Below are 23,976 nucleotides of genomic sequence, written 5' to 3'. Positions count from 1 at the left end.
GTCGCATGCAGGGGGACGGCAACATATCGCGCCTGAGAATTGCGATGACACTACGTGCTTCCGAAGACGGGGTTCGTGTCAGCAATAGGGAAGGCTGATACGGAAGGAGGCGCCGCCGGATGGGGAATCACTGATGGTGATCTCCCCTCCATGGTAGCGGACGATTTCCTGCACGAGATTGAGACCGAGCCCGGTACCGCGATCCTTCGGTATCAACCGGTGAAATGCGTCAAACACGGCTTCCCGGTCCTCTTCGGGAATTCCGTTGCCTTGGTCGGATATGTCGATCACGCGGTTGGCCCCCACTTTTATGGTGATCGTTCCGCGATTGCCGCCATGTTCGATGGCGTTTTGCACGACGTTCATCAGGGCGCGTTGCAGCGAGGCGTCATCGGCAAGGGCGAGGATCGGCTCTTCGTCCGGCTCGAACGAAAGTTCGTAGCCTTGAGAGATTGCAAGCGGCGCCATATCAGCGACGACAGACCGGCAGAGGCCAACAAGATCTAGTGGAATAAGCGGCGCCTTTTGCCCGCCAAGTCGTTGCAGATCGAGCAACTGTTCGGCAAGCACGGCGAGACGGCTGGCATCGGCTAATATCCGGCTCCGGTCCGGTCCGTCCAGCAACGTTTCGACACGGGTCTGGAGAATGGCGACAGGGGTCCGCAATTCATGGGCGGCGTCGAGAATGAAGCGCTTGTGCCGCTCGTAACCATCGTCCAGCCGTTTCAGCGCGCCGTTGACGGCATGCACGAGCGGCTGCACCTCCCATGGAATATCGCCATCCGGCAATCGATATCCGCGCTTGTCGATGTCGATGCTTTCCGCCGTTCGCGCAATTGCGGAAAGTGCGAAAAATTCCCGACGGATGATCCATGGAATGGTCACGATTGTCACAATGGACATGATAAGGAGGATCGGCATGATCAGTATGTTGGAGAACAGCAGGACCGGGAATGCCATACTGAAGGCTCCGCCCTTGCCGACCATAACGAATTCGCCCGCCGGTCCCGATGCACGACGCACGACGGCGATTCGCAAGACAGCAAGATAGGAGTAGGACAATGCCGCATCGCGTACGTCCGACACTTTGACGTCGCTAAGCTGTTGATCCATGTTGCTAAAGGCCTCAGGCACCGGCCCACCCTGCACGATCTCACCTTTCTCGCTGACTGCAACGAACCAGAAACCGGGCATGCTGTCGCGCAGCTCGACAAATTCATTTGTTTCGTCAAGCATCAGCCGGCCATCCTTGTCACGCATGATGGCATTGGCTGTAATCTGGGCCGCTGCCGGGCTGAGAAGGGCGCTGCCCGAAGCGCCGCTGGACAGGTAAGCGACGAAGGCGGCAGTGACGATGAAAAGGCTGCCGATCTGGAAAAGCAGCAATTGAATGGTCAGGCGTCGCTTGAGCGATTTCCTTCCGGCCGATTTCATGAGGCCGCCCTCAGCAGATAACCGACGCCGCGAATACCGTGAACCTCCAGACCCGCATCCGCTGCCTGCAATTTGCGGCGCAGACGGGAGATATGGGAATCAAGCGCATTCGACTGGATTTCATCGTCGAAATTATAAACCGCCTCTTCCAGTACCGATCGCAGCACCGTTCTGCCCTGCCGACGCAACAGGGCTTCAAGGATCAGCAATTCGCGTCTGGTCAGGGGAATAAACTCTCCCTTGATGCGGACTTCGCGGGTTTCGAAGCAAAATTCCAGCTTGCCCAGTTTCGCCGTCATCGTCACGCTGCCGGCTGGCCGGCGCATCAGGGCGCGGATGCGAGCAAGGAGTTCCTCGACAGCGAAGGGCTTGGCCAGATAATCGTCCGCACCAAGGTTCAGGCCGTTCACCCGATCCGCAAGCGTGCCTTGCGCTGTCAGCACGATGACGGGCGGTGTGACGGGAAGCAGACGCAGATCTTCTATAAGCTGGATGCCATCGCCATCGGGCAATTGCCGGTCGAGTACGACAAGATCGTGAACACCGTCCATGATCGCATGCCGGGCAAGATCGAGCGTGCCGACATTGTCCACGATGATATCGAACCGGTGCAGGGCGGCGGAAAGGGCTGCTGCCATTTCGCGTTCGTCTTCAACAAGCAGCAGGCGCATGAATTGTTCTCGGCAGTGTCTGGCGTACGCCTTCCCGGAGAGGAAGGGGCGCGGGGGCATCGGATAAATATCACCGTGCAGTAAGACGCGGGCAGGGGAGGGCAATTGGCCGACCCCGCATTTGCTGCAAAGCTGAATTTATCCTGCCATTGCCGGGTTGCCTCAACATTACGCCGGTTCGAGCCGTAGCGACGGCGGAGAAGTGGCTACTGTCTGGCCTGAGCAGTATCCGGGACAATCCGGTAGTCATCGATACGACCCGCCGGTGCATCGGCCATCTCGCCCCGCTTGGTCAGCCGTTCGCGTGGCGATTCCACCACCGAGACACGTGCCGATACGGCCGTCGAGGGGACATCGCCAAGCAGCTTGTCACCGCCATCGAGGTTCGGATCGGTCAGGCTGATCGGCTGGGTGCGCACCTGTCCCGCGTCGATGCCAAGCGCGGGCAGGGAGGTGAGTGCAGGCAAATTGCTGCCGTCCAGTTTCACGAGGTCCGGTCCGGCGCTGTCGAGGTGCCTGCGCACGAATTTCTCGACGTAAAAAGCAAGCTTGCGTTTGCCGGCCTGCGTCATGCCGACGCCATCTGCCTCACGCAGACGGGCCTGCTGCCCGTTCATGTCGTAGCCGGTGATGACAAATTTACCGGCCTCGTCGACAAAGCCGTCCCAGACATCGACGAATTCGCCGCCGTATTTTTCGATATGGCTGCGATAAAGCCGGTTGAAGCCGACGAGATCGGCCGAGAGTGAGGTTGACTGGAAGGCCGGCAGGCCAACCCACAGCAGCGGCACCTTCGGGCGGCCGGCAAGGGTCAGAAGTTCATCGATCCGCCGCTCATATTCCTTGAACCAGACATCGGTGCCAAATTTTTCCCTGGTATCGCCGATCTGCATCTGCTGGCGATCGTTCGATCCCATCATGATGACGATGGTGGCGGGATTTGTTTCGGTTATGAACTGCGGCAGATTGGCGAACCAGTCGTAATAATCCGTGCGTACGAGGCCCGAAGAACCATTCGCGCGCACATCGACCGAAATTCCCGGAGAGCTGGCGAAGGCATTGACCAATTCTTCCCCCATGCCACCGGCCAGAAAATCACCGACGACCAGAACACGCCTGGCATTTTCAAGCTTGGCGGTCGGCTCCGGTTTTATGGTTCGCATTTGAACCACCGAAGGCGCTTTTCTTGCGGGTTGCGGACGGGTGACTGATTTTTCACGCGGGGCAGCCGGGAAATCCCGGCGACTGCGGGGCTGGTATTCGCGGCCGGGCGTGTCCTCCCGGCCCACGGGCCGGCCAAACAGCATTTCGAAAAGGGTGCGTCGCTGTTCCTGGGCGAAGGTTTGCGAAGGGACAAGCGGCGTGCACAAGACAGCACAAAGAATGATGGCGCAGATGCGCCAGCCCGTACTTGTGCTTTTCGCCGCAGGTTTCCTACTCATGACATCGATCCTTCCGGATGCTTCGGCGGCGTTGAAGACCGCCGCCGAATTCACCGGCATATTATCAATTCCGCAGTGCTCTCAGCAATCGCTGCGACGGCTGACCGTCGGTTTCGAGGCCCATGCGCGACTGGATGGCGCTGATCGCCGCCTTCGAGCCGGAGCCGAAATTGCCATCGACTTCGCCATCGTAATAGCCAAGTTCCTTCATGCGGGTCTGGAGTTCGAATTTTTCACGAATATCCAGCGTGCCGTCCGGACGCGGCCATTTCTGCTGCATGCCGCCATAACCGGCGATCTCGTCAGCAAGCAGGCCAACGGCCAGCGCATAGCTGTCGGATGCGTTGTATTTCTTGATGGTGAAGAAGTTTTTCATCATCAGGAAACCTGGACCATTTGCCCCACCCTGCAGTTTCAGCATGGCGCGATCGGAGCCGCGGGTGAAATTCTTGCCGTTCGGGCGGGCAAAGCCAAGCTTGGTCCATTCCGCAATGGACTTCGTCTGCCCCTCATAACGGGCGCCGCCACGCGGCACGGCTGTTTCGTAACCCCAGGTCCGGCCGGGTTCCCAGCCATTCTTGGCGAGTAGATTGGCGGCCGTCGCCAGCGCGTCCGGAACCGAGTGCCAGATGTCGCGCTTACCGTTGCCGTCCGCATCGACAGCATAGAGCAGGTAGCTGGTCGGAATGAACTGGGTATGGCCCATTGCCCCCGCCCAGGAACCCGTCAGCTGCTTGGGCGTGACATCGCCTGCCTGCAGGATTTTGAGTGCGGCGATCAATTGCGTGCGCGCGAACTTGGCGCGTTTGGGGTCGGAATAGGCGAGCGTGGCCAGTGCCTGCGGAATATTGTGCAGGCGCTCCGGCTTTTCGAGAACCGCGCCGTAATTCGATTCCATCGACCAGATGGCGAGAATGATATGTTTGTCGACGTTGAAGTTGCGCTCGATCCAGTTGAGCGTCGTCGCGTGCTTCATCTTCATCTCGCGGCCGATGCGCACCGTATAGGGGTTGACGCGGGAATCGAGATAATCCCAGATCTGGGTGGTGAATTCCGGCTGGAAGGTCGCCTTGCGCAGCGCATCCGGATCCGGCTCGCTGACACCAGCAAAGGCTTTCTGGTAGGTCGCCTTGCTAATGCCTTCTTTCGCGGCTGTTGCGTAGAACTGGTTGATCCACTGCTTGAACCCAGCATCGGCCCGGGCCGAGACGGGGGCCAGCGAGATCGCCAGACCTGCAACCATCATGCAGCCGAATTTGCGGACATTTGAAAGGATCATCTTTGTCATCGTCAGTCTTTCGTTCTCTCGAATATCATTTCGATTGCGAAAACGCATCGGGCGTCGTCATGCATAACAAAAGAATGTCAACAAATTCTTTACCATTAATAGATGGTAGCGTCACCCTTTACAAAACGTTGTTATTTTTGAAATAACAACACTGTGCGGGGATTGTGATCAAGTTTTATCTCTCAGGAGGGATATGTGGTAGAACATAAGAAAATTCGGAAGGCCGTATTTCCGGTCGCAGGTCTGGGTACGCGTTTCCTGCCCGCAACCAAGGCGGTTCCGAAAGAAATGCTCACTGTCGTTGACAAGCCGGTCATTCAATACGTCGTCGACGAGGCGGCGGAAGCGGGCATCGAGCATTTTGTATTTGTCACCGGCCGCGGCAAGGCGGTGATTGAAGATTATTTTGATATTCAATTTGAACTCGAACAAATGCTGCGCGAGCGCAACAAGAATGCCGAGCTTACATTGCTGGCCGGCCTTCTGCCCAAGGCGGGCACGGCAAGCTTCACGCGTCAGCAGGTGCCGCTTGGTCTTGGCCATGCGGTCTGGTGTGCGCGTGATATCGTCGGCGACGAACCTTTCGCCGTGCTGCTGCCTGATATGATCATGCATTCACAGAAAAGCTGCCTCAAGGGCATGGTCGAACTTTATGACCAGACCGCCGGCAACGTCATCGCGGTGCAGGAATGCGCTCCCGATCAGACGCATAAATACGGCATCGTCGGCGTGGGTAACGCCGTGGGCGAGGGTTTCAAGATCACTGAAATGGTCGAGAAGCCTGCCAAGGGTACGGCACCTTCGAATTTCTACATCAACGGTCGCTACATCCTTCAGCCTGAGATTTTCGACATTCTGGAAAATCAGGAACGGGGCGCCGGCAACGAAATCCAGCTGACGGACGGCATGTTGACGCTTGCCAAGTCCCAGGAATTCGCTGGCTATCATTTCCGCGGGCAGACGTTCGATTGCGGCGCCAAGGACGGTTTCATTCTTGCCAACGTTGCTTTCGCGCTCGAACGCGCTGACATCCGCCCCGCAATCGAGGAGCCGATCAAGGCTCTTATCGACGGACTGAAGTAATTTACCAACTGGACAACGGGATCCCGGCCTTCGCGCCGGGATTTCTGTTTGGGGCGACGCTATCGTTTCAGGACAAGCCCCGCGCCGACGCGCAGTTCGTTGCTGTCATAAATTGGCGTCCACTGATAACTAACGTCCGCCGTCAGATCGAGATAGCGGTTCAGCCCCCAGGTCAAGCCAGCGCCTGCGGTGTATTCCACGGCATCCTCGATATCGGAGGAGGGAAATGTCCGGTGCACGATCTGCCCGGTCAGCCGCGCGACCAGATTGCTGCGCAATTCATGGGTCAGCCCGGCATCCAGCCGATAGGAAATCCAGCCGCCCTGTGGTCCGCCGGCGAAATCCTCTATCGTCGTGCGCAGGCCAAGATTGACGTTGGTGCCGCGCTGCGGCGACCAGTTCAGTTCGCCGTCCAGTGTCAGCGCGCCGATGGAAGCGATGCGGTCGTCGTCATATTGTTTGCGTAGATAGCCGATGGCGGCCTCGCCGCGGGTCTTCTCGCCAAGATCGACCTCGGCTCCAATTTTGGCGCCGTAGGAATTCGAGGATCGTGCGTAACCGGTATTGTCCAGGCGCCTGTCATATTTGGTCGTTCCCGCGTTCAATTCGAGGAACGGGATCAGGGCCGGTGACAATTCGTAGCCGATGCGGCCGCGCAGGTTCGCGCCGTTCTGGTCGCGATCGCTAAGACTAATCGGCTGGCCGTTTATGCCCTTTGCGTCCGTGTAGACCGTACGCGACAGATCGAGCGCCGCCAACCCGCGCAGTTTGCCGAAATCCCGTTGGATCGATGCGCCGGTCGTGAAACGGTGTTCTCCGCCCTGCACGGCAGCGCCGGTCAAAGCGTTGGGGTCCGTGGTGCCTTCACGACTGAATTCGTAACCCGCCTTGAGATTAGCCGTCGTTTCTTCGCCGAGATCGAGGCGCAGATCGGCTTCTATCCGCGCCCTCGGCTCTTCACCATTCTTGCTGCCGAAATTTTTCTCCCAGGCGCCATCGCCTGTTACAGTCAGCGCATGGCGGGACCAGTCGCTGGTTAGCGTGCCGCGAATACCTGTCGTTAGGTAGTTACGTCTGGAAGGGCCGCCAGTGTTCGTCTGCTTTTCCGTATTGATCGTTTGGCCGATCGAAGGCCGCAGCAGGAATGTACCGAGCCGGATGCCGGGGGTTTGTCCGGGTTCGGTGGCTCTTTGCGGGTTTTCACCGCCGTCTACCGTTGGCTCATATGGGTTTTCCGCGTCGGCATAAGGCTGGCCCGCTTCTTCCTGCTGTTCGGAAATGGGGTCGCCCGGATTATTCGAGGGGCGCCATAGTTGCTGTGGCGGTGCTGCTCGCACCGTGCTTGCCTCGTTTTCAGTTGTCGTTGTCGGGTTCTCTGCCAGCGTTGAATCGCCGGATGGAACTGCGACCGGCAGCCGCGTGGCCGCTGTTTGCGCGAAAACAGTTCCCGGGGTGTAGAGAAGCGTACAGGCAAGCAGCAGCAGGGTTGCTGCTTTCCGCGACGTCGGCAGACGTGTGGCGGTGCCCTTCACAATCATTCCTCTTCACCCGGCGCATTTGGCCGATGTCGGATCGAAAGTTCGTCTCAGCATTTCCTGAAGCCGAATGAGCGGCAGACAGATGAAGTGGACGACCTAGAGACCAGACACGCGACGCAAGTTTTAATATCGCTTTAACAATAGGATTTTTATGGTTAACAGTTGATAAAGACCTCCCGGATTTCACCACATCTGTGGCTGCGGCAAAGCTGGGGGGCTTCCTCGTTCGATCTGGCCGCTTCGGCACCGCGACTGAAGAAAATTTGCCGAGATGCCCAATATTTCTAATATGATCAGATTTAAACGTTTCATTTTGGCACGGAATCGCCCTATGATTGGGTGGAACTCATCCGTTTTATTTTAGCAATCCAATTGATTTTTATTTTGTGTCACAGCGTCGTTTCATGAATCCCGTTTTGAACGTCAAGCAGGTCGGTTTTTATTGCTGGGATATTACCAATGACCGATTCTATCTAGACGAAGTCTGCGCTGAACTCTTGGGCATTCCTTTGCGGCAGGCGATGCAGGGCATCAGCATTTTCCAGATGCTCGAAAAAGTGGATATCGGCCATCGCAATCATGTGATCGAAACTGCGCTCACGACGCTCAAGGCCGCCAGCTTTTACCATCAGGAATATGCTGTGCGCCGTGATGACGGCTCTATCTCGTGGATAAGGACAGTCGGGCGATATTTGGTCGATGAAGAGAACATCCCTTTCAAGCGGATGGGAACGATGGAGGAGATTTCTCCGCCGAACCTGCGTCACTAAAGAGCGGCGATTTTCGGCTGTAGAGTGGACTTATTCCGGTTGAAATAGTAACAGTCGGCCATGATTACGAGAGCCGTCAAACTGGTTGAAGACAATGCGATTGAATCCGCCGTGCGGACGATTTCGATGGAGAGGGCTGGCCTTGCCGCTCTTGAAGAGGCCCTCAAAAACGGGCTTTCCGAACCTTTCTGCAAGGCGATCGAGACGATCGGCCAGTCTAGTGGCCGCCTCATCATCACCGGTGTCGGTAAAAGCGGCCACATAGGCGCCAAGCTCGCGGCCACCTTCGCCTCCACGGGAACGCCTGCGTTTTTCGTGCATGCGGCAGAGGCCAACCACGGCGATCTGGGCATGATCGGCGGTGATGACGTAGTGCTGGCGATCTCCAAAGGCGGTGAAAGTTCAGAGCTGCGTAGCATCATCAACTATTCGCGCCGTTTCTCCATCCCGCTGATTGCACTTACCTGTTCGGAGAGTGCATCGCTGGCGAAGGCAGCCGATATCGTGCTTCTGGTTCCCAATGAACAGGAAGCCTGCCCGCTCGGTCTTGCGCCTACCACCTCCACATTGATGCAGCTGGCACTTGGCGATGCCCTTGCCGTTGCGCTTCTGGAAGCACGCAATTTCACTGCCGGTGATTTCAAGGTGTTTCACCCCGGCGGCAAACTGGGCGCGGGCCTTACGCTTGTCAGCGACATCATGCATACCGGCGACCGGGTGCCGCTAGTCGGCAAGGGAACTTCCATGCCGGAAGCAGTCAGTGTTCTTTCCCGCAAGCATTTCGGCTGCGTCGGTATTCTGGACGAGGATGGCCGTCTGTGTGGCATCGTGACCGAGGGCGATATGGCGCGCAACCTGTCGCGCAACCTCGCGGAATTGACGGTGGACGACATCATGACCCGTACTCCGAAAACGGTCAAAAAATCGGTGCTGGCGACCAGCGCTCTCGCGACGCTGGAAAAATTCCATATCGGTGCGCTGATCGTCGTTGATGACGATAACCGACCAATAGGGCTGGTGCATTTCCACGATCTGTTGAGAATCGGTGTGGCCTGATCGCTATGAGCGGTCGAGCGGCTCTATTGTCAGGGTGCGGCCACGCGCAGCTGCGATCCTGACACGTGTTCCGGCTGGCATGTCCTCACCGTTAACGGACCACCAGGTATCGTCCAGCCTTATGCGGCCGCGTCCTTCGACAACCGGCTCCTGCAGGGTTGCTGTGCGGCCAACAAGGCTGGCTTCCCGCTGATTGAGGAAGGGTTCGTCGCTTGCCTCCCGATTTTTGCCGAAATATTTCCGGCCAAGCAGGGCGAAGGCGATGGAGAGGGCGGCAAACAGTACCAGTTGCAATTGCCACGCCCAGAATGCAGCATCCCAAAACAGCAGGGAGAGAGCGCCGATCACCAGCGCGGCAATGCCAATCCAGATCAGAAACACGCCCGGAGCGACCAGCTCGGCAGCCAGCAGAATGAAGCCGGCAATCCACCAGCTCCATGGTCCCAGTTCCGTGGCAAGCCGTTGCAGCATCGTCACTTCTCCGATGAAGAGCCGAAGGGATTACCGGGAATTGTCACGTTGATGGCCTGGGCCGAAGGCCGCGACGGCGGCACCGAGCGGGAAGATGCGGGGACGGCGGGCGCCGTTGGTGCATCGCCCTTGTCGCCGAAGACGTCGCGGGCGATTGCCCCTATGCCGCCGAGTGAGCCGATCAACGCAGAAGCCTCCATCGGCATCAACACGATTTTCGAGTTTTTGGCTGTGCCGATATTGGAGAGCGCTTCGGTATATTTCTGGGCAACGAAGTAATTGATCGCGTGGACATTGCCGGCAGCGATGGCTTCCGACACCATACGGGTGGCGTTGGCTTCAGCCTCGGCCAGACGCTCGCGGGCCTCGGCATCGCGGAACGCCGCTTCGCGCTGGCCTTCCGCCTCGAGAATGGCAGATTGTTTTGCGCCCTCTGCGCGCAGAATCTGAGCATTGCGGGCGCCCTCGGCCTCCAGCACCTGCGCACGTTTTTCACGCTCCGCCTTCATCTGCCTTGCCATGGAATCGACGAGATCTTTCGGCGGCGCGATATCTTTGATCTCGATGCGCGTGACCTTGATACCCCATGGTCCCACCGCCTCGTCAACCACGCGCAGCAGGCGATCGTTGATGGCATCACGGTTCGACAATAACTCATCGAGATCCATCGAGCCCATTACCGAGCGGATGTTGGTCATGGTGAGGTTTTCAATAGCCATTTCCAGATTGGTGATCTGGTAAGCGGCCTGTGCGGCATTGAGGACCTGATAGAAAGTGACGGCATCAGCCGAGACACTGGCATTATCGCGGGTGATAACTTCCTGTGTCGGTATATGCAGAACCTGCTCCATCACATTCATCTTCGAACCGATGCTTTCGAAGAACGGCACGATGAGGTTGAGGCCCGGCTCGAGTGTGCGGGTGTAGCGCCCGAACCGTTCAACCGTGTAGCGATGCCCCTGCGGTACGGTCTTGATGCCGGCAAAGAGCACCAGAATGACCAAAACAACCGCCGCTATGACGACGATATCGAAACCGCCCAATGCAATCATCACTTCCTCCTCCAGCACCACAACCTTTTGGGATCTTACACCCGCATCGTTATGGCAAGATTACACCCAACCTTGCAACTCTTGTCGTACAACCTTTTCGAGAACTGTCATACCCTCGACGCTGTCGTTGAGACACGGGATGTGGGTGAATTTCTCGCCGCCATGATGCAGGAAGATTTCTCCGGCCTCACCGGCAATTTCCTCCAGCGTTTCAAGACAATCCGATACGAAACCGGGGTTCATGACGGCGATGCGTTTGATGCCCTCGGATGCCAGCTTTTCCATGGTCTTGTCGGTATAGGGCTGCAGCCATTCTTCTGGCCCAAAACGCGACTGGAAGGTGATCATGAAGTTCTTCTCGGTCCGTCCCAGCGCTTCCTTCAGCAGACGGGCGGTCTTCTGGCAGTGGCAATAATAGGGATCGCCCTTCCTGAAGTAGGATTGCGGAATGCCGTGGAAGGAGGTGATCAGCATCTCCGGTTCCCAGTCCAGCGTTGCCAGATGGTTTTTGACGGAGGCGGCAAGCCCCTCGATATAGGCAGGATCGTCATGATAGGGCGGAACGGTACGGATGGCGGGCTGCCAGCGCAGCTTCATCAGATGTTCGAAAGCCTTGTCGTTCACCGTCGCCGTGGTCGATGCGGCATATTGCGGATAGAGCGGGAATAGCAGGATTTTCTCGCATCCCTGCTCCTTCAGCGCGTCGATTTTCGAGGCGATGGAAGGCTGGCCGTAGCGCATGGCCCAGTCAACGACTACATTCGGCAAATCCTTCAGCGCCTGTGCCATCAGTTCGCCTTGGCTGCGAGTATAGGTGCGCAGATAGCTTTCGTTGCGATCGCGGTTCCAGATTGCCTCATAGGCCTTGCCGACCTTCTGCGGGCGCTTGTTGAGGACGATGCCGTACAGGATCGGATACCAGTAGAGGCGCGACCATTCGATCACGCGTTTGTCGCTCAGAAATTCCGCCAGATAACGGCGCATCGGCCAATAGTCCGTACCATCCGGCGTGCCAAGATTGACAAGCAGAACGCCAACCTTGCCAAATCTTACGCGGGGATGGTCTACGGGAAGTGCGGATAATTCTGTCGTCATGAATGACACCCTGAACTCGTACTGGTTGCGTGAGAACGTTTCCGTTTGGGATAAAGGGCGGAAACGCTCCATTTTTTGTTTTTATACATGGCCGGACGCAAACCGTGACGCGGTTTTGCCGGAAATGCTCAAGCTATATGCTCGTGCCGTCAATTTGTTCACGTGTTCTAGACGAAATTTGTAAGGATTGAACCACCTGCGGAGGTGATTTCCGAGGTGCGGTAACGGACGCATTGTCTTTTGATAAAACGCAGCCTGTAATGATCTGTTTTTAAAGGGAAAATAAGAAGCCGGCCTCATGGTGCGAGGCCGGCTTCCCGTCTGCGGCAAATTGCCCTGTCTGTATGTGTTCGCGGCTTATTGAGCCGGAACCTCCAGTTCCTCGCCGATCTCGATATGGTTCGGATGCTTCAGCGTGTTTGCCTTGGCAATCCTGGTCCAAAGGGCACCGTCGCCATACTTCTCCGCCGCGATCTTCCAGAGCGAATCGCCCTTTGCGACGACATATTTGCTGGCGGCAGCCGCGGCCGCTGCCGGCGTGGTGGTGGCAGGTGCAGTCGCAGCAGGTGCTGCGGGAGCCGGGGCCGGTGTGGCGGCCGGAGCGGTTGCAGTTGCCGCCGGTGCTGTTGCGGCAGGCGCTGGAGCAGCGGGCTTTGCCGGAGCTACATAACCGGCAGGCGTCACTTCGGTGATGCGGCCGTCCGTGAAGGGCTTATAGGGGCTGTTGGCCGTAATATATGCAGCTACAGCCTCTTCGAGGTTGGGGCCGAAGTCATAGGCGTTGATCGCCTTGGTCGCGAATACCTTGAAGCCATCGCCGCCGGTGCGAACGTAATTATTCGCTGCAACAGTGTAGGTCTTTGCCGGGTCGAGAGGCACGAAAGCGTCGCCCTCCTTGACCTCGACCGCAGTAACGCGGCTGCCGGCCGGCTTGGAGCGGTCGAAGGAATATTTCATGCCTGAAACCTGCATGAAACGACCTGCGCCATCGTCGATCTGGCTGACGCCGTTTTCGAGGGCAGCGCGAATATCCTCGCCCTTCAGCTGGAAAGTCGCGACCGTGTTCTGGAACGGCAGAACCGTCAGGACTTCGCCCATCGAGACATCGCCGCTATCGATGGAGGAGCGCAGGCCACCGCTATTTGCGAAAGCGATGGTGACGCCCTGATCCTTGACGCGGGCAAGGGTCGCATCCGCTACCAGATTACCCATGGAGCATTCTTTGACGCGGCAAACCTTGCGGTCACCTTCGATCGGGCCTTCCGAAGTGCCGACGACCTTCGATTTCAGCGCCTCGATCGGTGCTTTCAGTTCATCGATACGCTTGAGCGTTGCTTCGTCGGGTTTGAAGGATGAATCGATCAGGATCGGATCGCCCTTGCTTTCCTTGACCACGCCGCTGTCATCGAAGACGACGCGCAGGTCACCCAGATATTTGCTGTATTGCCCTGCCTGAACGACCGGAACCTTGTAGCCGCCGGGATTGTCGACGAGTGTCGGGTAAGGTCCTTCGGCCTTCTGGTCGGTGTTGGAGAGCAAAGTATGCGAGTGGCCGCCGACAACGACGTCCACATCCGGGATTTTCGCGATGAATTCGAGGTCGCGTGGATATCCGACATGGGTCAGGGCAATGATCTTGTTGACACCCTCGCCTTTCAGCTTCTGCACCTGTTCGCTGATTTTCGCGACATCTTCCGCAATGGTGATGTTGGGGCCGGGGGTCGCAAGTTCCGCCGTGTCGTTGGCGACAGCGCCGACAATGCCGATTTTCTGGCCGCCGACTTCAAGGACGATGGACGGCTTGACGCGATCGCCGATTTTCGAGGCGGCGCTGGCAACCACATTGGCGGTCACGACCGGAAACTGAACCTTGTCGAGGAAGCCCGCAAGCCCGTCTTCGCTATCGTCGAATTCATGGTTGCCGACGGTCATGGCGTCGAACTTCATGGCGTTCAGCACTTCGGCTTCAACGGTACCCTTGTAGGTGGTGTAGAACAGCGAGCCTTGAAAATTGTCGCCGGCATTGAGCAGGAGAACGTTCTTGCCTTGAGCCTTGAGCGCGTCCCTTGTCTGGTTGATTGCGGTCAAGAGGCGCGCGGCGCCGCCAAAGCATTCGTTTTTGCCTTCCTCTTCCGCTGAGCAGGTCGAGTCGAATTTATTGATCGATTCGATACGGGAGTGAAAATCGTTAATGTGAAGAATGTTGAGTTCGTAATCGGCCAGAGCCGCTCCGGCTGAAAGCGTTATCGCGGAAACGCTCAGCATACTCAGTCTCAAAATTTTCTTCATGGTCCCTCTCTCCTGTTCAAAGCGGAAGCCCTGGCCGGTCGATCATCATTAGGCCGTGCTCGTTCTCTAGTCTGAAAGTATGTCAGTCTTTCAAAGCGCGATGTTTCCATTTAGCGGCAGCTGCCGCAAGCGGAAATTGTGACAGTGGCGCAATAAAGCAAAACGCACGCTTGAGGCGTGCGTTTTAAAAGCTCATGCCATTGAAAAGTCTGTGTTATCAGCCCTGACGCGTTAGCGAGAACTGGCTGTTGCTGTCTGTCGTGCAATTCAGTTGTGACGGGGAGACGAGCGCGCAGTTGACGCGCGATTGCGTGTTGCGCACCAACGACGTCATGTTGATTTCATAGAGCGTCGGCGAAATCGTAACATAGGTGCCTGATGCCAGAAGCGTGTTGGTATCGGTCGAACGGGTGGAGAAAGCACCGTTCTGGAATGTCGATACGATGCCGTTGCGGTCGATCCAGCGGCCATCCACGGCCGGGCCGCGGGCAAGCGAGGGTGCCATCGACGTCTGCTGGGAGGGACCCGGCGCAACGCATGAAGACACCGCGATTGCGGCACAAAGCAAAGCAGCGCTTGTCTTGAAGTTCATGAGCCTGTTCTCCTGCGATTCGATGAAACCCTGATGTTTCGACCATGCCGTGAAGCGTTATTTATTTCAAGGCAACGTTGTTTGCTCTCCCGGGTTCCTGACATCCGTCATGAAAACACCTGCGTGACAAATATGAGACGCCATGCCCTCAGCGCACGAGGATGTTGCGGAACTGCCAAGGATCCGAGGTGTCGATATTGTCTGGAAACAGTCCCGGGCGACCGTCGAGCGGCGTCCAGTCCGTGTAATGTCCTTCGACCGGTCCAAGATAGGGACGCTGCACCTCAAGGCAACGGCGATAATCCATTTCATCCGCCTCGACGATGCCGGCCTGCGGATTTTCAAGCGCCCAGACCATTCCGGCCAGTACCGCGGAGCTGACCTGCAATCCGGTCGCGTTCTGGCTGGGGGCGAGCGCCCGTGCCTCCTGCAACGTTAGCCGCGAGCCATACCAATAGGCATTTTTGTCATGGCCGTAGAGAAGAACACCCAGCTCGTCGGCACCATCGACAAGCTCGTCTTCGCCAAGCACATGCTGGATCGGCTGCGGCGTGCCGCCATTACCGAAAAGTTCGTGCAGGGAAAGGACGGCGTCGTTGCAGGGGTGGTAGGCATAGTGACAGGTGGGCCGGTAGATCAGATCGCCATCGTCATTGCGGACGGTGAAATAGTCGGAAATCGAGATCGCCTCGTTGTGGGTGACCAGAAATCCATATTGCGGCCCTTGTCCGGGACACCATGTCCGTACCCGCGTATTGGCGCCGGGCTGATCGAGATAGATCGCTGCCTTGCTGCCCTTTTTTTGTTTTTTCGCGTTTTTCGGCATCCAGTTTTCATGCGTTCCCCAGCCGAGTTCGGCGGGCTGAAAACCTTCGGCGATAAAACCCTCGACGGACCAGGTGTTCCAGAATGCGCCGAAGGGCTTGGGATTTTTTGCCCGCTGCGTATCGCGCTCTGCCACATGCACGCCCTTGACGCCGAGCTGCTGCATGAGCTTTGCCCATGCCTGCTGGTCATGCGGTTGGGGCTCTTCGATGTCGAGACCGCTATCCTTGGCGAGATTGACCAGCGCCTGTTTTACGAACCAGGACACCATGCCGGGATTTGCACCGCAGGTGGAAACGGCCGTTGTGCCGCCCGGTTTCCGAGCCTTTTCTTTCAGCATGGTCTCGCGCAGCGAATAATTGGTACGGGAGGCATTGTCGGCGTCGGCATCGAAGTAAAAGCCGGGCCACGGCTCCACTACGGTGTCGATGTAGAGCATGCCATGTTTGCGGCAGAGCCTCATCAGATCGACGGATGCGGCATCGACCGAAAGATTGACGCAGAAGCCCTGACCCTGAACCCCTTTAAGGAGTGGCTTGAGCACCTCCTTGTAGTTTTCTTTGGTCAGATGCGTACGGATATGGCGAATGTTTCTCTCGGCCAGATACGCTGCGATATCCTCGCGCGGGTCGATGACGACGAGCCTGGTCTTGTCGAAGTTGAAATGACGTTCGATCAACGGAAGAGTGCCGCGCCCGATGGAGCCGAAGCCGATCATGATGATGGGGCCGTCAATATCGCCGTAAATCGGATGGTTTGCGTCCGTCATTCGTCATTTTTCCTTTTTAAGCCAATAAGTAAGCTAGATCATAAAAGCGTGCCACAATAAAGGGCAGGTGCATGACGGACATATGACGGTGGCGCAAGCCCGCGATGCGAAAGTTGTGACGGGTTGGTGTGTGGTGATCCCGTTCTGCGCGGTTGCGATCCGGCGAGATTGAAGTCGAGACCTTCCGACCGCATTCTTCCCCTTCGCATTTTAGAGACTACGTTTATAATCACGTTCTTCTTTTCGTGTATATGTCCTAGGGCTTGGGGGCTTTTGCAAGATGACGAAAAGGGGGATTTTCGTCATCACAGGAGTGTTGCCTGTTGAATAGTCTTATCGAGCGTGTCGCAGCGCTTCAGAGCGCCACCCCCGTTCTTATTGCACTTTACGATTCCGAAGACCGGTTGCGGCATGCCAACCCGTCGTTTCGGCAGAGCTTTCAGCTTGCCGACGATGATTTTTCGACCTGGGCGGAAATCATGCGCTTGAACCACCGCCTGCGAACCGGCGTGGTCGTCAGAAACAGCGATTTCGAGGGCTGGCTTTTGTCGGCGCAGTCCCGGCGCGGCAAGCTGCCGTATCGTGCCTTCGAGATGGACATGTATGACGGCCGCTGGTTCTGGATGACGGAGACGGTGCAGCAGGATGGCTGGATGCTGTGTGTCGCAAGCGATGTCACCGAATTGCGCCAGGGCTACAGAACCCTGCGGCAGGACCGGGATCTGGCGGTGCGCGCCTCGCAGACCGACGAATTGACGGGAACGGCGAACCGGCGTTTTGTTTTCGCCAAACTCGCGCTGCAGGTGGAGCGGGTCGGCAAGGGGCTTGAAGCGCCCTTTTGCCTTTGCACGCTCGACATCGACTTTTTCAAGCACATCAACGATCGTTTCGGCCACAAATGCGGCGATGCGGTGCTGCGCGATTTTGTCGGAATCGCCCATTCCGTCGTCCGGCGGGTGGATTGTTTTGGGAGGATCGGCGGTGAAGAATTCATGCTCATCCTGCCGCGCAGTTCGGTTGTTGAGAGCCGGGAGATCGTCGAGCGGCTACTGCAAAAGGTGCGTCTTTCCAGACCTCTGGCCGAGTTTCCGGATTTTTCCTATAGCTGTTCCGCTGGAATGACGACCTATCGGATGGCAGAAAGTGCCGACGATGTTTTCATGCGCGCCGATCAGGCGCTTTACGCTGCCAAGGAAAAGGGCCGCGACCGGCTTTTGGCGGTGACGGTTTAGACCAGCTCCGCCGCAATCAGCCCATGCAGCGAATTTCCCACGAACAGCCGTCGACCGGCAATGTCCTCCGGCTTCAATGCCTGCCCGCGTGCCTTGCGCTGGCGGATGAGATCGGCACGCAGGACGCCCGGCAGAATACCGCTGTCGAGCGGCGGCGTCAGCAATTGCCCGTCCGGCATTTCGACGAAGATGCTGGTCGATGATCCCTCGCACAACTCGCCGCGCTCGTTGAGCAGCAGAACCTCGTCTGCATCCCCGGCTGAAAATTCGGCGCGGGCGGCATCATAGGGTTCCCGGCGCGATGATTTGTGGCGATAGAAAGTGTCGGTGGAATCAAGCCTGGTTTGCGTCGCGATGCGGATCCGCCAGACGGTTTCCTCCTGCAACGGCCGAAACTCGGCCGTTTCGATATCGAGCTCACCCTTGTAGTTCATGACCAGCTTCACGCAGAGCGGACTTTCGCCGCCCACCTTCTTCTCCAGTACCTGAACCGCGTTGGCCGGTGCTCGGAAACCGAGCGCATCGGCTGAGCGCAATAGCCGGCGCATATGCTGGTCAATGCGCTGAAAGCCCGATTGCGGCTCCCAGCGCAGCGTTTCTCTCAAGGTCAGATCGGCGGGTTTGCGTTTCATTGCCTTTGCTCGTCGCCTGTCATCGGTATTTTTCGGAGCCGATCAGGCCTGTTTGCTGTCAAGCGCTTCCAGTTCGTCGATCAGCCCTTCGATCATGGCAAGACCCTTGTCCCAGAAGGAAGGGTCCGTCGCATCGAGGCCGAATGGTTTCAGAAGTTCCGAATGGTGCTTGGTGCCGCCTGCTTTCAAAAGCTCGAAATATTTCTCCTGAAAGCCGGTCTCGGCCTTCTGGTAAACGGCATACAGCGAGTTCACCAGGCAATCACCGAAGGCATAGGCATAAACATAGAAGGGAGAGTGGATGAAATGGGGGATGTAGGTCCACCAGGTCTCATACCCTTCGGAAATCTTGATCGCCGGGCCGAGGCTCTCGGCCTGAATGGAAAGCCACAATTCACCGATCTGTTCGGAGGTCAACTCACCCTGCTTGCGGGCGGTGTGCAGCTTGCGTTCGAATTCATAAAACGCGATCTGTCGCACGACCGTGTTGATCATGTCCTCGACCTTGCGGGCGAGCATGGCCTTGCGTTCCCTGACGTCCTTCGTGTCGTCAAGCAATTTGCGGAAGGTCAGCATTTCTCCGAAAACGGAGGCAGTTTCGGCAAGCGTCAGCGGCGTCGCGCACATCAGCGCGCCTTGGTCGCCGGCCAGCACCTGGTGCACGCCGTGGCCAAGCTCATGGGCAAGCGTCATCACGTCGCGCGGTTTGCCGAGATAGTTGACGAGGACATAAGGATGGGCCGAAGGCACGGTCGGATGCGCGAAGGCTCCCGGCGCCTTGCCGGGCCGGGCGGGGGCGTCGATCCATTGCTCATCGAAGAAACGGCGGGCGATATCGGCCATCTCCGGCGCAAAATCGCCATAGGCGGACAGCACGGTGTCCTTCGCCTCATCCCATGGAATGATCGTATTCGATGTATCGGGAAGCGGCGCGTTGCGGTCCCAGTAGTTCATCTGTTCCATGCCGAGCCATTTTGCCTTCATGGCGTAATAACGATGCGAAAGGCGCGGATAGGCATTTTTCACGGCGGCAGCCAGAGCGTCGACTACCTCGCGCTCCACACGGTTTGCCAGATGGCGGCTGTCGGCGATGTCTTCGAACTTGCGCCAGCGGTCGGAAATATCCTTGTCCTTGGCCAGTGTGTTGGTGATGAGGGTGAAGACCCGCAGATTATTGGTGAAGGTGGTGCTGAGCGCCTGTGCCGCCTTCTTGCGAGTTTCCGGCTCCGGCTCCTGAAGCATATTGAGCGTTACTTCCAGCGAAAGGCTTGCGCCGTCTATATCGAAGCGCAGGTCGGCCATCGTCTCATCGAACAGGCGGTTGAAGGCGCTGGCACTCGTCATCGATTTTTCGAGGAATAGCTGTTCGAGCTGGTCATCGAGCTGGTGCGGCTTGTCCTTGCGCAAATCCACCAGCCACGGCCTGTAGTGCCCAGCTAAGGCATCGTTTGCCATGCAGGCATCCATTACGGCGTCGTCGATGCGGTTCAGTTCAAGCGTAAAGAACAGCAGATGGGCGGAAATATCCGTCAGTTTCGCCTGGGCGTCGCCGTAAAGCTTGCCGTTTGCCGGGTTGGAGGTATCTGAAAAATACGTCAGCCCCGCAAAGGAACCGATGCGGCCGATAAGATCGTCCAGCGCTTCATATTCCTTGAGAGCAGCGCCGATGCCGTTGGCGCCCGTCGCCTTTGCGGCGTCTTCAAGCTTGCCCTTCCATTTATCCTCGAAAGCCGCCGCCAGCGTCGCCGCCTTCTCAATGTCGCCCTTGTATTCCGGCGAATCGCCCGAGGGATAGAGATCCGAGAGTTTCCAGCCGGGCAGGTCGCCAAGGGCAGGGCCGGAGGTTTCGGCAAGCGAAAATACGGGGTGCGGTGTTGGGCGATTGAGGGTCATCGAACGCGTCCTTGTCGTTATGCCTGCGCAGCATATGGGGCCTTTGTTTCCCGCAGCAATGGATAAAATGCAAGCAAATCTCAAAACTGGATGTTCAAATCTCCTGTGCCAGAGTGCGCCACAAGGGACCGCATGACGCAGGTCCATAAACCGGAAACCGGAGCCAAAAATGACCGCGCATGTTCTCGTGATAGACGATGATCCCGTCCAGCGCCGCCTGCTCAAAAATGCGGTGGAACGTTATGGGCATCTGGCCTTGCTTGCAGAAAACGGCAGGGCGGGGCTGGAGCTGCTCAAGCAATATAGCGGCGAGATCAATGTTGTCGTCCTCGACCTGATGATGCCGGAAATGGATGGCCTCGCCTTCCTGAAAGCCGTTGGCGAACTCGGCACCGACGTCCCGGTCATCGTCCAGACGGGGCAGGGCGGCATCGATACCGTCGTGCAGGCCATGCGCGCCGGCGCCTTCGATTTCGTCGTCAAGCCGGTCTCGCCGGAACGGATCGGCGCCGCCATCTCCAATGCCCTCAAGCTCGACAGGAGAGAGGCAAAGGCCCGCACGGGCAGGCGCGGACGGAGCAATGCCGTGAATTTTACTGATATCGTTTCCGCAAGCCCGGCCATGCTGAGGGTGATAGAACTGGCGCAGCGCGCCGCCCAGTCCAGCATTCCCGTGGTGCTGGAAGGCGAATCCGGCGTCGGCAAGGAAATGGTCGCCCGTGCAATCCAGTCGGCTGGCGACAGGGCGAACAAACCATTCATCACCGTCAATTGCGGCGCTATCCCGCACAATCTGGTGGAGAGTATTCTTTTCGGTCACGAGAAGGGCGCTTTTACCGGTGCCACGGAAAAACACGTTGGCAAGTTCATGGAAGCGGATGGCGGAACGCTGTTCCTCGATGAAATCGGTGATCTGCCGCTCGACGTGCAGGTAAAGCTACTGCGGGCAGTTCAGCAGGGCGAAATCGAAACTGTCGGTTCCGCGCGTGTGCAGAAGGTGAATGTCCGCCTGATTTCCGCCACCAACAAGAATCTCATCGAAGAGGTGAAGGAAGGCCGCTTCCGCGAGGACCTGTATTATCGCCTCAACGTCTTTCCTATCACCATTCCGGCGTTGCGCCGGCGCAAGGAGGATATTCCCCATCTGGCACGGGTGTTCGCGGAGCGTTTTTCGGTGGAACAGAAATTGCCAAATCCCGTCGGCCTCGATGCCAGCGCGCTGGCATTGCTAACGGCCTATGACTGGCCGGGCAATATCCGCCAGCTTGAAAATGCGGTCTTCCGCGCCGTCGTGCTGTCGCAGGGCGAGGAACTGGCGGATTCCGATTTTCCGCAAATCGCGCTGCAATTGCCGGAATTCGCAGGTGGGGACGATGCGGGTGAGTCGATCCGGTCGCCGTCTGGATCGTCGCTGAAACTCGCCGCCTATTCTCCGCCGCCACCGGCCGCCGAAAGTCACGCCATTCTGGATGAGGCGTCAGATATTTCCACCACGATATACCGGGGAGGAAACTTGATCTCCAGCATGGACGACTCAGGCAATATCAGGAAGCTGGCCGAGATCGAAGAGGAGCTTATCCGTTTTGCCCTTCGTTTTTATCGCGGGCAGATGAGTCAGGTCGCAAGGAAACTTGGTATCGGCCGCTCGACGCTTTATCGCAAGCTGAAGGATTATGGCATTGATCCGGACGATCCGTTGCGCGATGCGGCCTGATTGCACAAACCGCCTGTTCGACGGCAGATAGCAAGATTCGTTAACTTCTGAGCAAGGATATCCGCTTACCGTCTATAAACCTCTTGTTAGTGGCTGATTCACTATATAGAGGAAGGTTGCATCTGTGTGGCAATTTTGCCATCGTGTCACCGTATTTGACGTTCATTTGAGGCAATGTGACAGAAATTGTCTTCCAGGCGGGGATCGAATTGCCATATCTGCATCGAAATATCGCGCTGTCGACCAAGATCGCGCGCGGCTTGATCAAGGATATATGCACGAAGCTGTCGGCACGCGCTGTCACCTTTGCCTGCTTGATGCTCGCCGCAATGCCATTCGCAGGTGTCTCGGCGACGGAAGCTTTCGCCGAAACGCGCAGTCTCAAACTGTATTATATCCATACACGCGAGAAGGCGGTCATAACCTTCAAGCGCAACGGAAAATACGACCAGAAGGGTCTGCAAGAGCTGAACCGCTTTTTGCGTGACTGGCGTCGTAACCAGCCGACGCGGATGGACCCGCGTCTTTTCGATCTTGTCTGGGAAGTCTACCGCCGCAGTGGCGCGACCGATTACATCAACGTCGTTTCGGCCTTCCGTTCGCCTGAGACTAACGGCCTCCTGCGCACGCGCACCAAGGGCGTGGCGGAAAAAAGCCAGCATATGCTCGGCAAGGCCATGGATTTTTACATTCCGGGCGTGAAGCTTTCCACACTGCGCGAAATCGGCATGCAGATGCAGATTGGCGGCGTAGGTTTCTACCCGACCTCGGGTTCTCCCTTCGTGCACATGGATGTCGGCGGCGTTCGTGCCTGGCCGCGCATGAGCCGTCAGGAACTCGTGCGTATCTTCCCCAAGGGCAATACGCTGCACGTTCCTTCCGACGGCAATCCGCTTCCCGGTTATGAACAGGCCTTGGCTGACTACAAGAAGCGCGTCAATTCCTCTTCCATTCAGGTTGCTTCCAGCGCCGGTGCCGGCCCTGCGTCCTCCGGTGGTGGCGGCAAGCGCAAGACACTGTTGCAGGCGCTCTTTGGCGGAGGCGACGAGGATGAAGATCCCGATAGCATCGCAACGCCGCAGCCCGCAGAACGTCCGGCTGTCGCTCGCCCTGCAACGCCACCGCCTGCTGCACCTGAGCCAGAACCGACGATCGCCGTTGCTTCCGCCCAACCGCTTCCCGGTGTGAGCACTGCGCCGCTGCCCATTGCACGTCCAGCTTTCGGCAACCAGCCTCCGGCCAATACGGGCCTTGCCACCGCGCTTTATTCTCCGGCCCGTAATGCGGCGCAGGATGCCCTCCAGGCTGCGACAACGCCGACGCCGACCTCTGCTCCGGCCGAGCGTCAGCAGTTTGCCGATCTGGCTGAGGTATCCGTGCCTGTGCCGACGCTTCTTGGGCCGCGTGGCATGCGTGGCGATGCTGAAGGATCGATCCTGACCGCATCCGCAGATGGTGCGACACCCGCAGCGAGTGGCGAACTTGCGTCTATTCCGGTGCCGGCCAATCGTCCGGCTGTGGCGGAAGCCCTGCTGGCACAGGCCAATGCTGATCCGGAAGGCGACGAAGATCTCGCCGAAGAGCGGAAAGATACGCTTTCGCCGACTGTGGTTGCTGCTCTGGAACAGAGCGGTCAGGCCGCCCGTTCGCAGATCAATTCCGCTACCGTGCCGACAGCCGCGCCGTTCCCGGCTGCCGTCAACCACAAGGTTACAGTCGCGCCCGCCGAAACGGCTAAGGCTGAGCCAGAGGCAGGTTTCGGTGACGCCTTTGATCTGAAACCTTCCATCAATGGTGGGCTGACGGCCGGCTTACCGACCAAGGGCTCACGCCCGAGCAGGCAGGATGCCGCCGTTTCCCATCAGGCCATGGTCGGCGGTGGTCGTCTGACGCAGGATCTGATCTCTGACTGGGCGCTCAACCAGAACAAGGGCTCGACCGGCCGTTCGGTGAAGGCGCCGCGCGTCGTCGCCAACCGTATGCTCAGCCACGACATGTCGGCTTCCGCCACATCGGCTAGCTTCAAGCCCGGTGCAGCGGCGATCGAGTCCAGCCGTTTCAGCACGCCGGTGAAGATGCACTGAGCCTCGCTTTCTGCAATGCGGCCGAAAGGCCAACAAAAAACCCGCC

19 protein-coding genes are annotated in these 23,976 nt (G+C 57.8%); 6 read left to right on the top strand and 13 right to left on the bottom strand.

The window, feature by feature from the left end; all coding sequences use genetic code 11:
• Positions 1–78: 78 nt before the first annotated feature.
• The 4 genes from AB4Z23_RS07045 to AB4Z23_RS07030 form a co-directional block, all read right to left on the bottom strand.
• Positions 79–1,434 (bottom strand): sensor histidine kinase, encoded by a 1,356-nt coding sequence (locus AB4Z23_RS07045; RefSeq protein WP_065704448.1) that lies wholly within the window; start codon positions 1,432–1,434, stop codon positions 79–81.
• Positions 1,431–2,105 carry a response regulator transcription factor gene (locus tag AB4Z23_RS07040; protein WP_003511462.1) on the bottom strand — a complete coding sequence of 225 codons (675 nt, stop codon included), beginning with the start codon at positions 2,103–2,105 and terminating at the stop codon, positions 1,431–1,433. Before AB4Z23_RS07040 ends, AB4Z23_RS07045 begins: the two co-directional genes overlap by 4 nt.
• 206 nt (positions 2,106–2,311) lie before the next feature.
• Positions 2,312–3,547, bottom strand: a complete 1,236-nt coding sequence (locus AB4Z23_RS07035; RefSeq protein ID WP_035200604.1) for an SGNH/GDSL hydrolase family protein — start codon at positions 3,545–3,547, stop codon at positions 2,312–2,314.
• A 64-nt stretch (positions 3,548–3,611) separates the two neighbouring features.
• Positions 3,612–4,835 carry a lytic murein transglycosylase gene (locus tag AB4Z23_RS07030; protein ID WP_003511460.1) on the bottom strand — a complete coding sequence of 408 codons (1,224 nt, stop codon included), beginning with the start codon at positions 4,833–4,835 and terminating at the stop codon, positions 3,612–3,614.
• A gap of 195 nt (positions 4,836–5,030) precedes the next feature.
• Between AB4Z23_RS07030 and galU the strand changes: the two genes are divergently transcribed.
• The gene (gene galU / locus AB4Z23_RS07025; RefSeq protein WP_003511458.1) at positions 5,031–5,918 is read left to right on the top strand and encodes a UTP--glucose-1-phosphate uridylyltransferase GalU; all 888 of its coding nucleotides are present in this window, start codon (positions 5,031–5,033) and stop codon (positions 5,916–5,918) included.
• Between the two features lie 59 nt (positions 5,919–5,977).
• Here the strand turns inward: galU and uppP are convergent, their stop codons facing one another.
• On the bottom strand, positions 5,978–7,456 hold the full coding sequence (gene uppP / locus AB4Z23_RS07020; RefSeq protein ID WP_112178505.1) for a polysaccharide biosynthesis protein UppP: 1,479 nt from the start codon (positions 7,454–7,456) through the stop codon (positions 5,978–5,980).
• Between the two features lie 404 nt (positions 7,457–7,860).
• On the opposite strand from uppP, the gene AB4Z23_RS07015 reads away from it, so the two are divergent.
• The gene (locus AB4Z23_RS07015) at positions 7,861–8,226 is read left to right on the top strand and encodes a PAS domain-containing protein (RefSeq protein WP_013761857.1); all 366 of its coding nucleotides are present in this window, start codon (positions 7,861–7,863) and stop codon (positions 8,224–8,226) included.
• Positions 8,227–8,286: 60 nt separating this feature from the next.
• Positions 8,287–9,282 carry a KpsF/GutQ family sugar-phosphate isomerase gene (locus AB4Z23_RS07010; protein ID WP_112178504.1) on the top strand — a complete coding sequence of 332 codons (996 nt, stop codon included), beginning with the start codon at positions 8,287–8,289 and terminating at the stop codon, positions 9,280–9,282.
• A gap of 3 nt (positions 9,283–9,285) precedes the next feature.
• On the opposite strand, the gene AB4Z23_RS07005 is transcribed toward AB4Z23_RS07010, so the two are convergent.
• From AB4Z23_RS07005 to AB4Z23_RS06980, 6 genes are all read right to left on the bottom strand, one after another.
• Entirely contained in the window at positions 9,286–9,753 is a 468-nt protein-coding gene (locus tag AB4Z23_RS07005; protein ID WP_035199685.1) for an NfeD family protein, read from the bottom strand.
• Between the two features lie 2 nt (positions 9,754–9,755).
• Positions 9,756–10,805, bottom strand: coding sequence for an SPFH domain-containing protein (locus AB4Z23_RS07000; protein WP_019564923.1), 1,050 nt, complete (start codon positions 10,803–10,805; stop codon positions 9,756–9,758).
• Between the two features lie 60 nt (positions 10,806–10,865).
• On the bottom strand, positions 10,866–11,900 hold the full coding sequence (gene hemH / locus AB4Z23_RS06995; protein ID WP_025595374.1) for a ferrochelatase: 1,035 nt from the start codon (positions 11,898–11,900) through the stop codon (positions 10,866–10,868).
• 357 nt (positions 11,901–12,257) lie between these two features.
• On the bottom strand, positions 12,258–14,189 hold the full coding sequence (locus tag AB4Z23_RS06990; protein ID WP_065662450.1) for a 5'-nucleotidase C-terminal domain-containing protein: 1,932 nt from the start codon (positions 14,187–14,189) through the stop codon (positions 12,258–12,260).
• A gap of 217 nt (positions 14,190–14,406) precedes the next feature.
• Positions 14,407–14,781, bottom strand: coding sequence for an outer membrane lipoprotein Omp10 (gene omp10 / locus AB4Z23_RS06985; protein WP_003511448.1), 375 nt, complete (start codon positions 14,779–14,781; stop codon positions 14,407–14,409).
• Between the two features lie 148 nt (positions 14,782–14,929).
• On the bottom strand, positions 14,930–16,375 hold the full coding sequence (locus tag AB4Z23_RS06980) for a homospermidine synthase (protein WP_065662451.1): 1,446 nt from the start codon (positions 16,373–16,375) through the stop codon (positions 14,930–14,932).
• A 323-nt stretch (positions 16,376–16,698) separates the two neighbouring features.
• On the opposite strand from AB4Z23_RS06980, the gene AB4Z23_RS06975 reads away from it, so the two are divergent.
• Positions 16,699–17,607, top strand: coding sequence for a sensor domain-containing diguanylate cyclase (locus tag AB4Z23_RS06975; RefSeq protein ID WP_003511446.1), 909 nt, complete (start codon positions 16,699–16,701; stop codon positions 17,605–17,607).
• On the opposite strand, the gene AB4Z23_RS06970 is transcribed toward AB4Z23_RS06975, so the two are convergent.
• Together AB4Z23_RS06970 and AB4Z23_RS06965 are read right to left on the bottom strand one after the other, a co-directional pair.
• On the bottom strand, positions 17,604–18,239 hold the full coding sequence (locus tag AB4Z23_RS06970; RefSeq protein WP_112178502.1) for an aminotransferase class IV family protein: 636 nt from the start codon (positions 18,237–18,239) through the stop codon (positions 17,604–17,606). The two genes, AB4Z23_RS06975 and AB4Z23_RS06970, sit on opposite strands and share 4 nt — an antisense overlap.
• 42 nt (positions 18,240–18,281) lie before the next feature.
• Entirely contained in the window at positions 18,282–20,132 is a 1,851-nt protein-coding gene (locus AB4Z23_RS06965) for a M3 family oligoendopeptidase (RefSeq protein WP_003511443.1), read from the bottom strand.
• A gap of 169 nt (positions 20,133–20,301) precedes the next feature.
• Between AB4Z23_RS06965 and AB4Z23_RS06960 the strand changes: the two genes are divergently transcribed.
• Together AB4Z23_RS06960 and AB4Z23_RS06955 are read left to right on the top strand one after the other, a co-directional pair.
• Positions 20,302–21,846 (top strand): sigma-54-dependent transcriptional regulator, encoded by a 1,545-nt coding sequence (locus tag AB4Z23_RS06960; RefSeq protein WP_003511442.1) that lies wholly within the window; start codon positions 20,302–20,304, stop codon positions 21,844–21,846.
• A 176-nt stretch (positions 21,847–22,022) separates the two neighbouring features.
• The gene (locus AB4Z23_RS06955) at positions 22,023–23,930 is read left to right on the top strand and encodes a DUF882 domain-containing protein (RefSeq protein ID WP_019564917.1); all 1,908 of its coding nucleotides are present in this window, start codon (positions 22,023–22,025) and stop codon (positions 23,928–23,930) included.
• The last annotated feature ends 46 nt before the right edge of the window (positions 23,931–23,976 follow it).

The organism is Agrobacterium sp. MCAB5 (assembly GCF_052114365.1).
GTDB classification, from domain to species: domain Bacteria; phylum Pseudomonadota; class Alphaproteobacteria; order Rhizobiales; family Rhizobiaceae; genus Agrobacterium; species Agrobacterium tumefaciens.
This window is presented reverse-complemented; position numbering and strand designations above follow the sequence as displayed.

What these genes read in the sequence shown, in the direction of transcription:
- AB4Z23_RS06990 (WP_065662450.1), bottom strand. Translation starts at nt 14,189, where the DNA reads ATGAAGAAAATTTTGAGACTGAGTATGCTGAGCGTTTCCGCGATAACG.
- AB4Z23_RS07015 (WP_013761857.1), top strand. Translation starts at nt 7,861, where the DNA reads ATGAATCCCGTTTTGAACGTCAAGCAGGTCGGTTTTTATTGCTGGGAT.
- AB4Z23_RS07040 (WP_003511462.1), bottom strand. Translation starts at nt 2,105, where the DNA reads ATGCGCCTGCTGCTTGTTGAAGACGAACGCGAAATGGCAGCAGCCCTT.
- AB4Z23_RS07030 (WP_003511460.1), bottom strand. Translation starts at nt 4,835, where the DNA reads ATGACAAAGATGATCCTTTCAAATGTCCGCAAATTCGGCTGCATGATG.
- AB4Z23_RS07010 (WP_112178504.1), top strand. Translation starts at nt 8,287, where the DNA reads ATGATTACGAGAGCCGTCAAACTGGTTGAAGACAATGCGATTGAATCC.
- AB4Z23_RS07045 (WP_065704448.1), bottom strand. Translation starts at nt 1,434, where the DNA reads ATGAAATCGGCCGGAAGGAAATCGCTCAAGCGACGCCTGACCATTCAA.
- AB4Z23_RS07035 (WP_035200604.1), bottom strand. Translation starts at nt 3,547, where the DNA reads ATGAGTAGGAAACCTGCGGCGAAAAGCACAAGTACGGGCTGGCGCATC.
- hemH (WP_025595374.1), bottom strand. Translation starts at nt 11,900, where the DNA reads ATGACGACAGAATTATCCGCACTTCCCGTAGACCATCCCCGCGTAAGA.
- AB4Z23_RS07000 (WP_019564923.1), bottom strand. Translation starts at nt 10,805, where the DNA reads ATGATTGCATTGGGCGGTTTCGATATCGTCGTCATAGCGGCGGTTGTT.
- AB4Z23_RS06980 (WP_065662451.1), bottom strand. Translation starts at nt 16,375, where the DNA reads ATGACGGACGCAAACCATCCGATTTACGGCGATATTGACGGCCCCATC.
- AB4Z23_RS06970 (WP_112178502.1), bottom strand. Translation starts at nt 18,239, where the DNA reads ATGAAACGCAAACCCGCCGATCTGACCTTGAGAGAAACGCTGCGCTGG.
- omp10 (WP_003511448.1), bottom strand. Translation starts at nt 14,781, where the DNA reads ATGAACTTCAAGACAAGCGCTGCTTTGCTTTGTGCCGCAATCGCGGTG.
- AB4Z23_RS06960 (WP_003511442.1), top strand. Translation starts at nt 20,302, where the DNA reads ATGACCGCGCATGTTCTCGTGATAGACGATGATCCCGTCCAGCGCCGC.
- AB4Z23_RS06965 (WP_003511443.1), bottom strand. Translation starts at nt 20,132, where the DNA reads ATGACCCTCAATCGCCCAACACCGCACCCCGTATTTTCGCTTGCCGAA.
- AB4Z23_RS07005 (WP_035199685.1), bottom strand. Translation starts at nt 9,753, where the DNA reads ATGCTGCAACGGCTTGCCACGGAACTGGGACCATGGAGCTGGTGGATT.
- uppP (WP_112178505.1), bottom strand. Translation starts at nt 7,456, where the DNA reads ATGATTGTGAAGGGCACCGCCACACGTCTGCCGACGTCGCGGAAAGCA.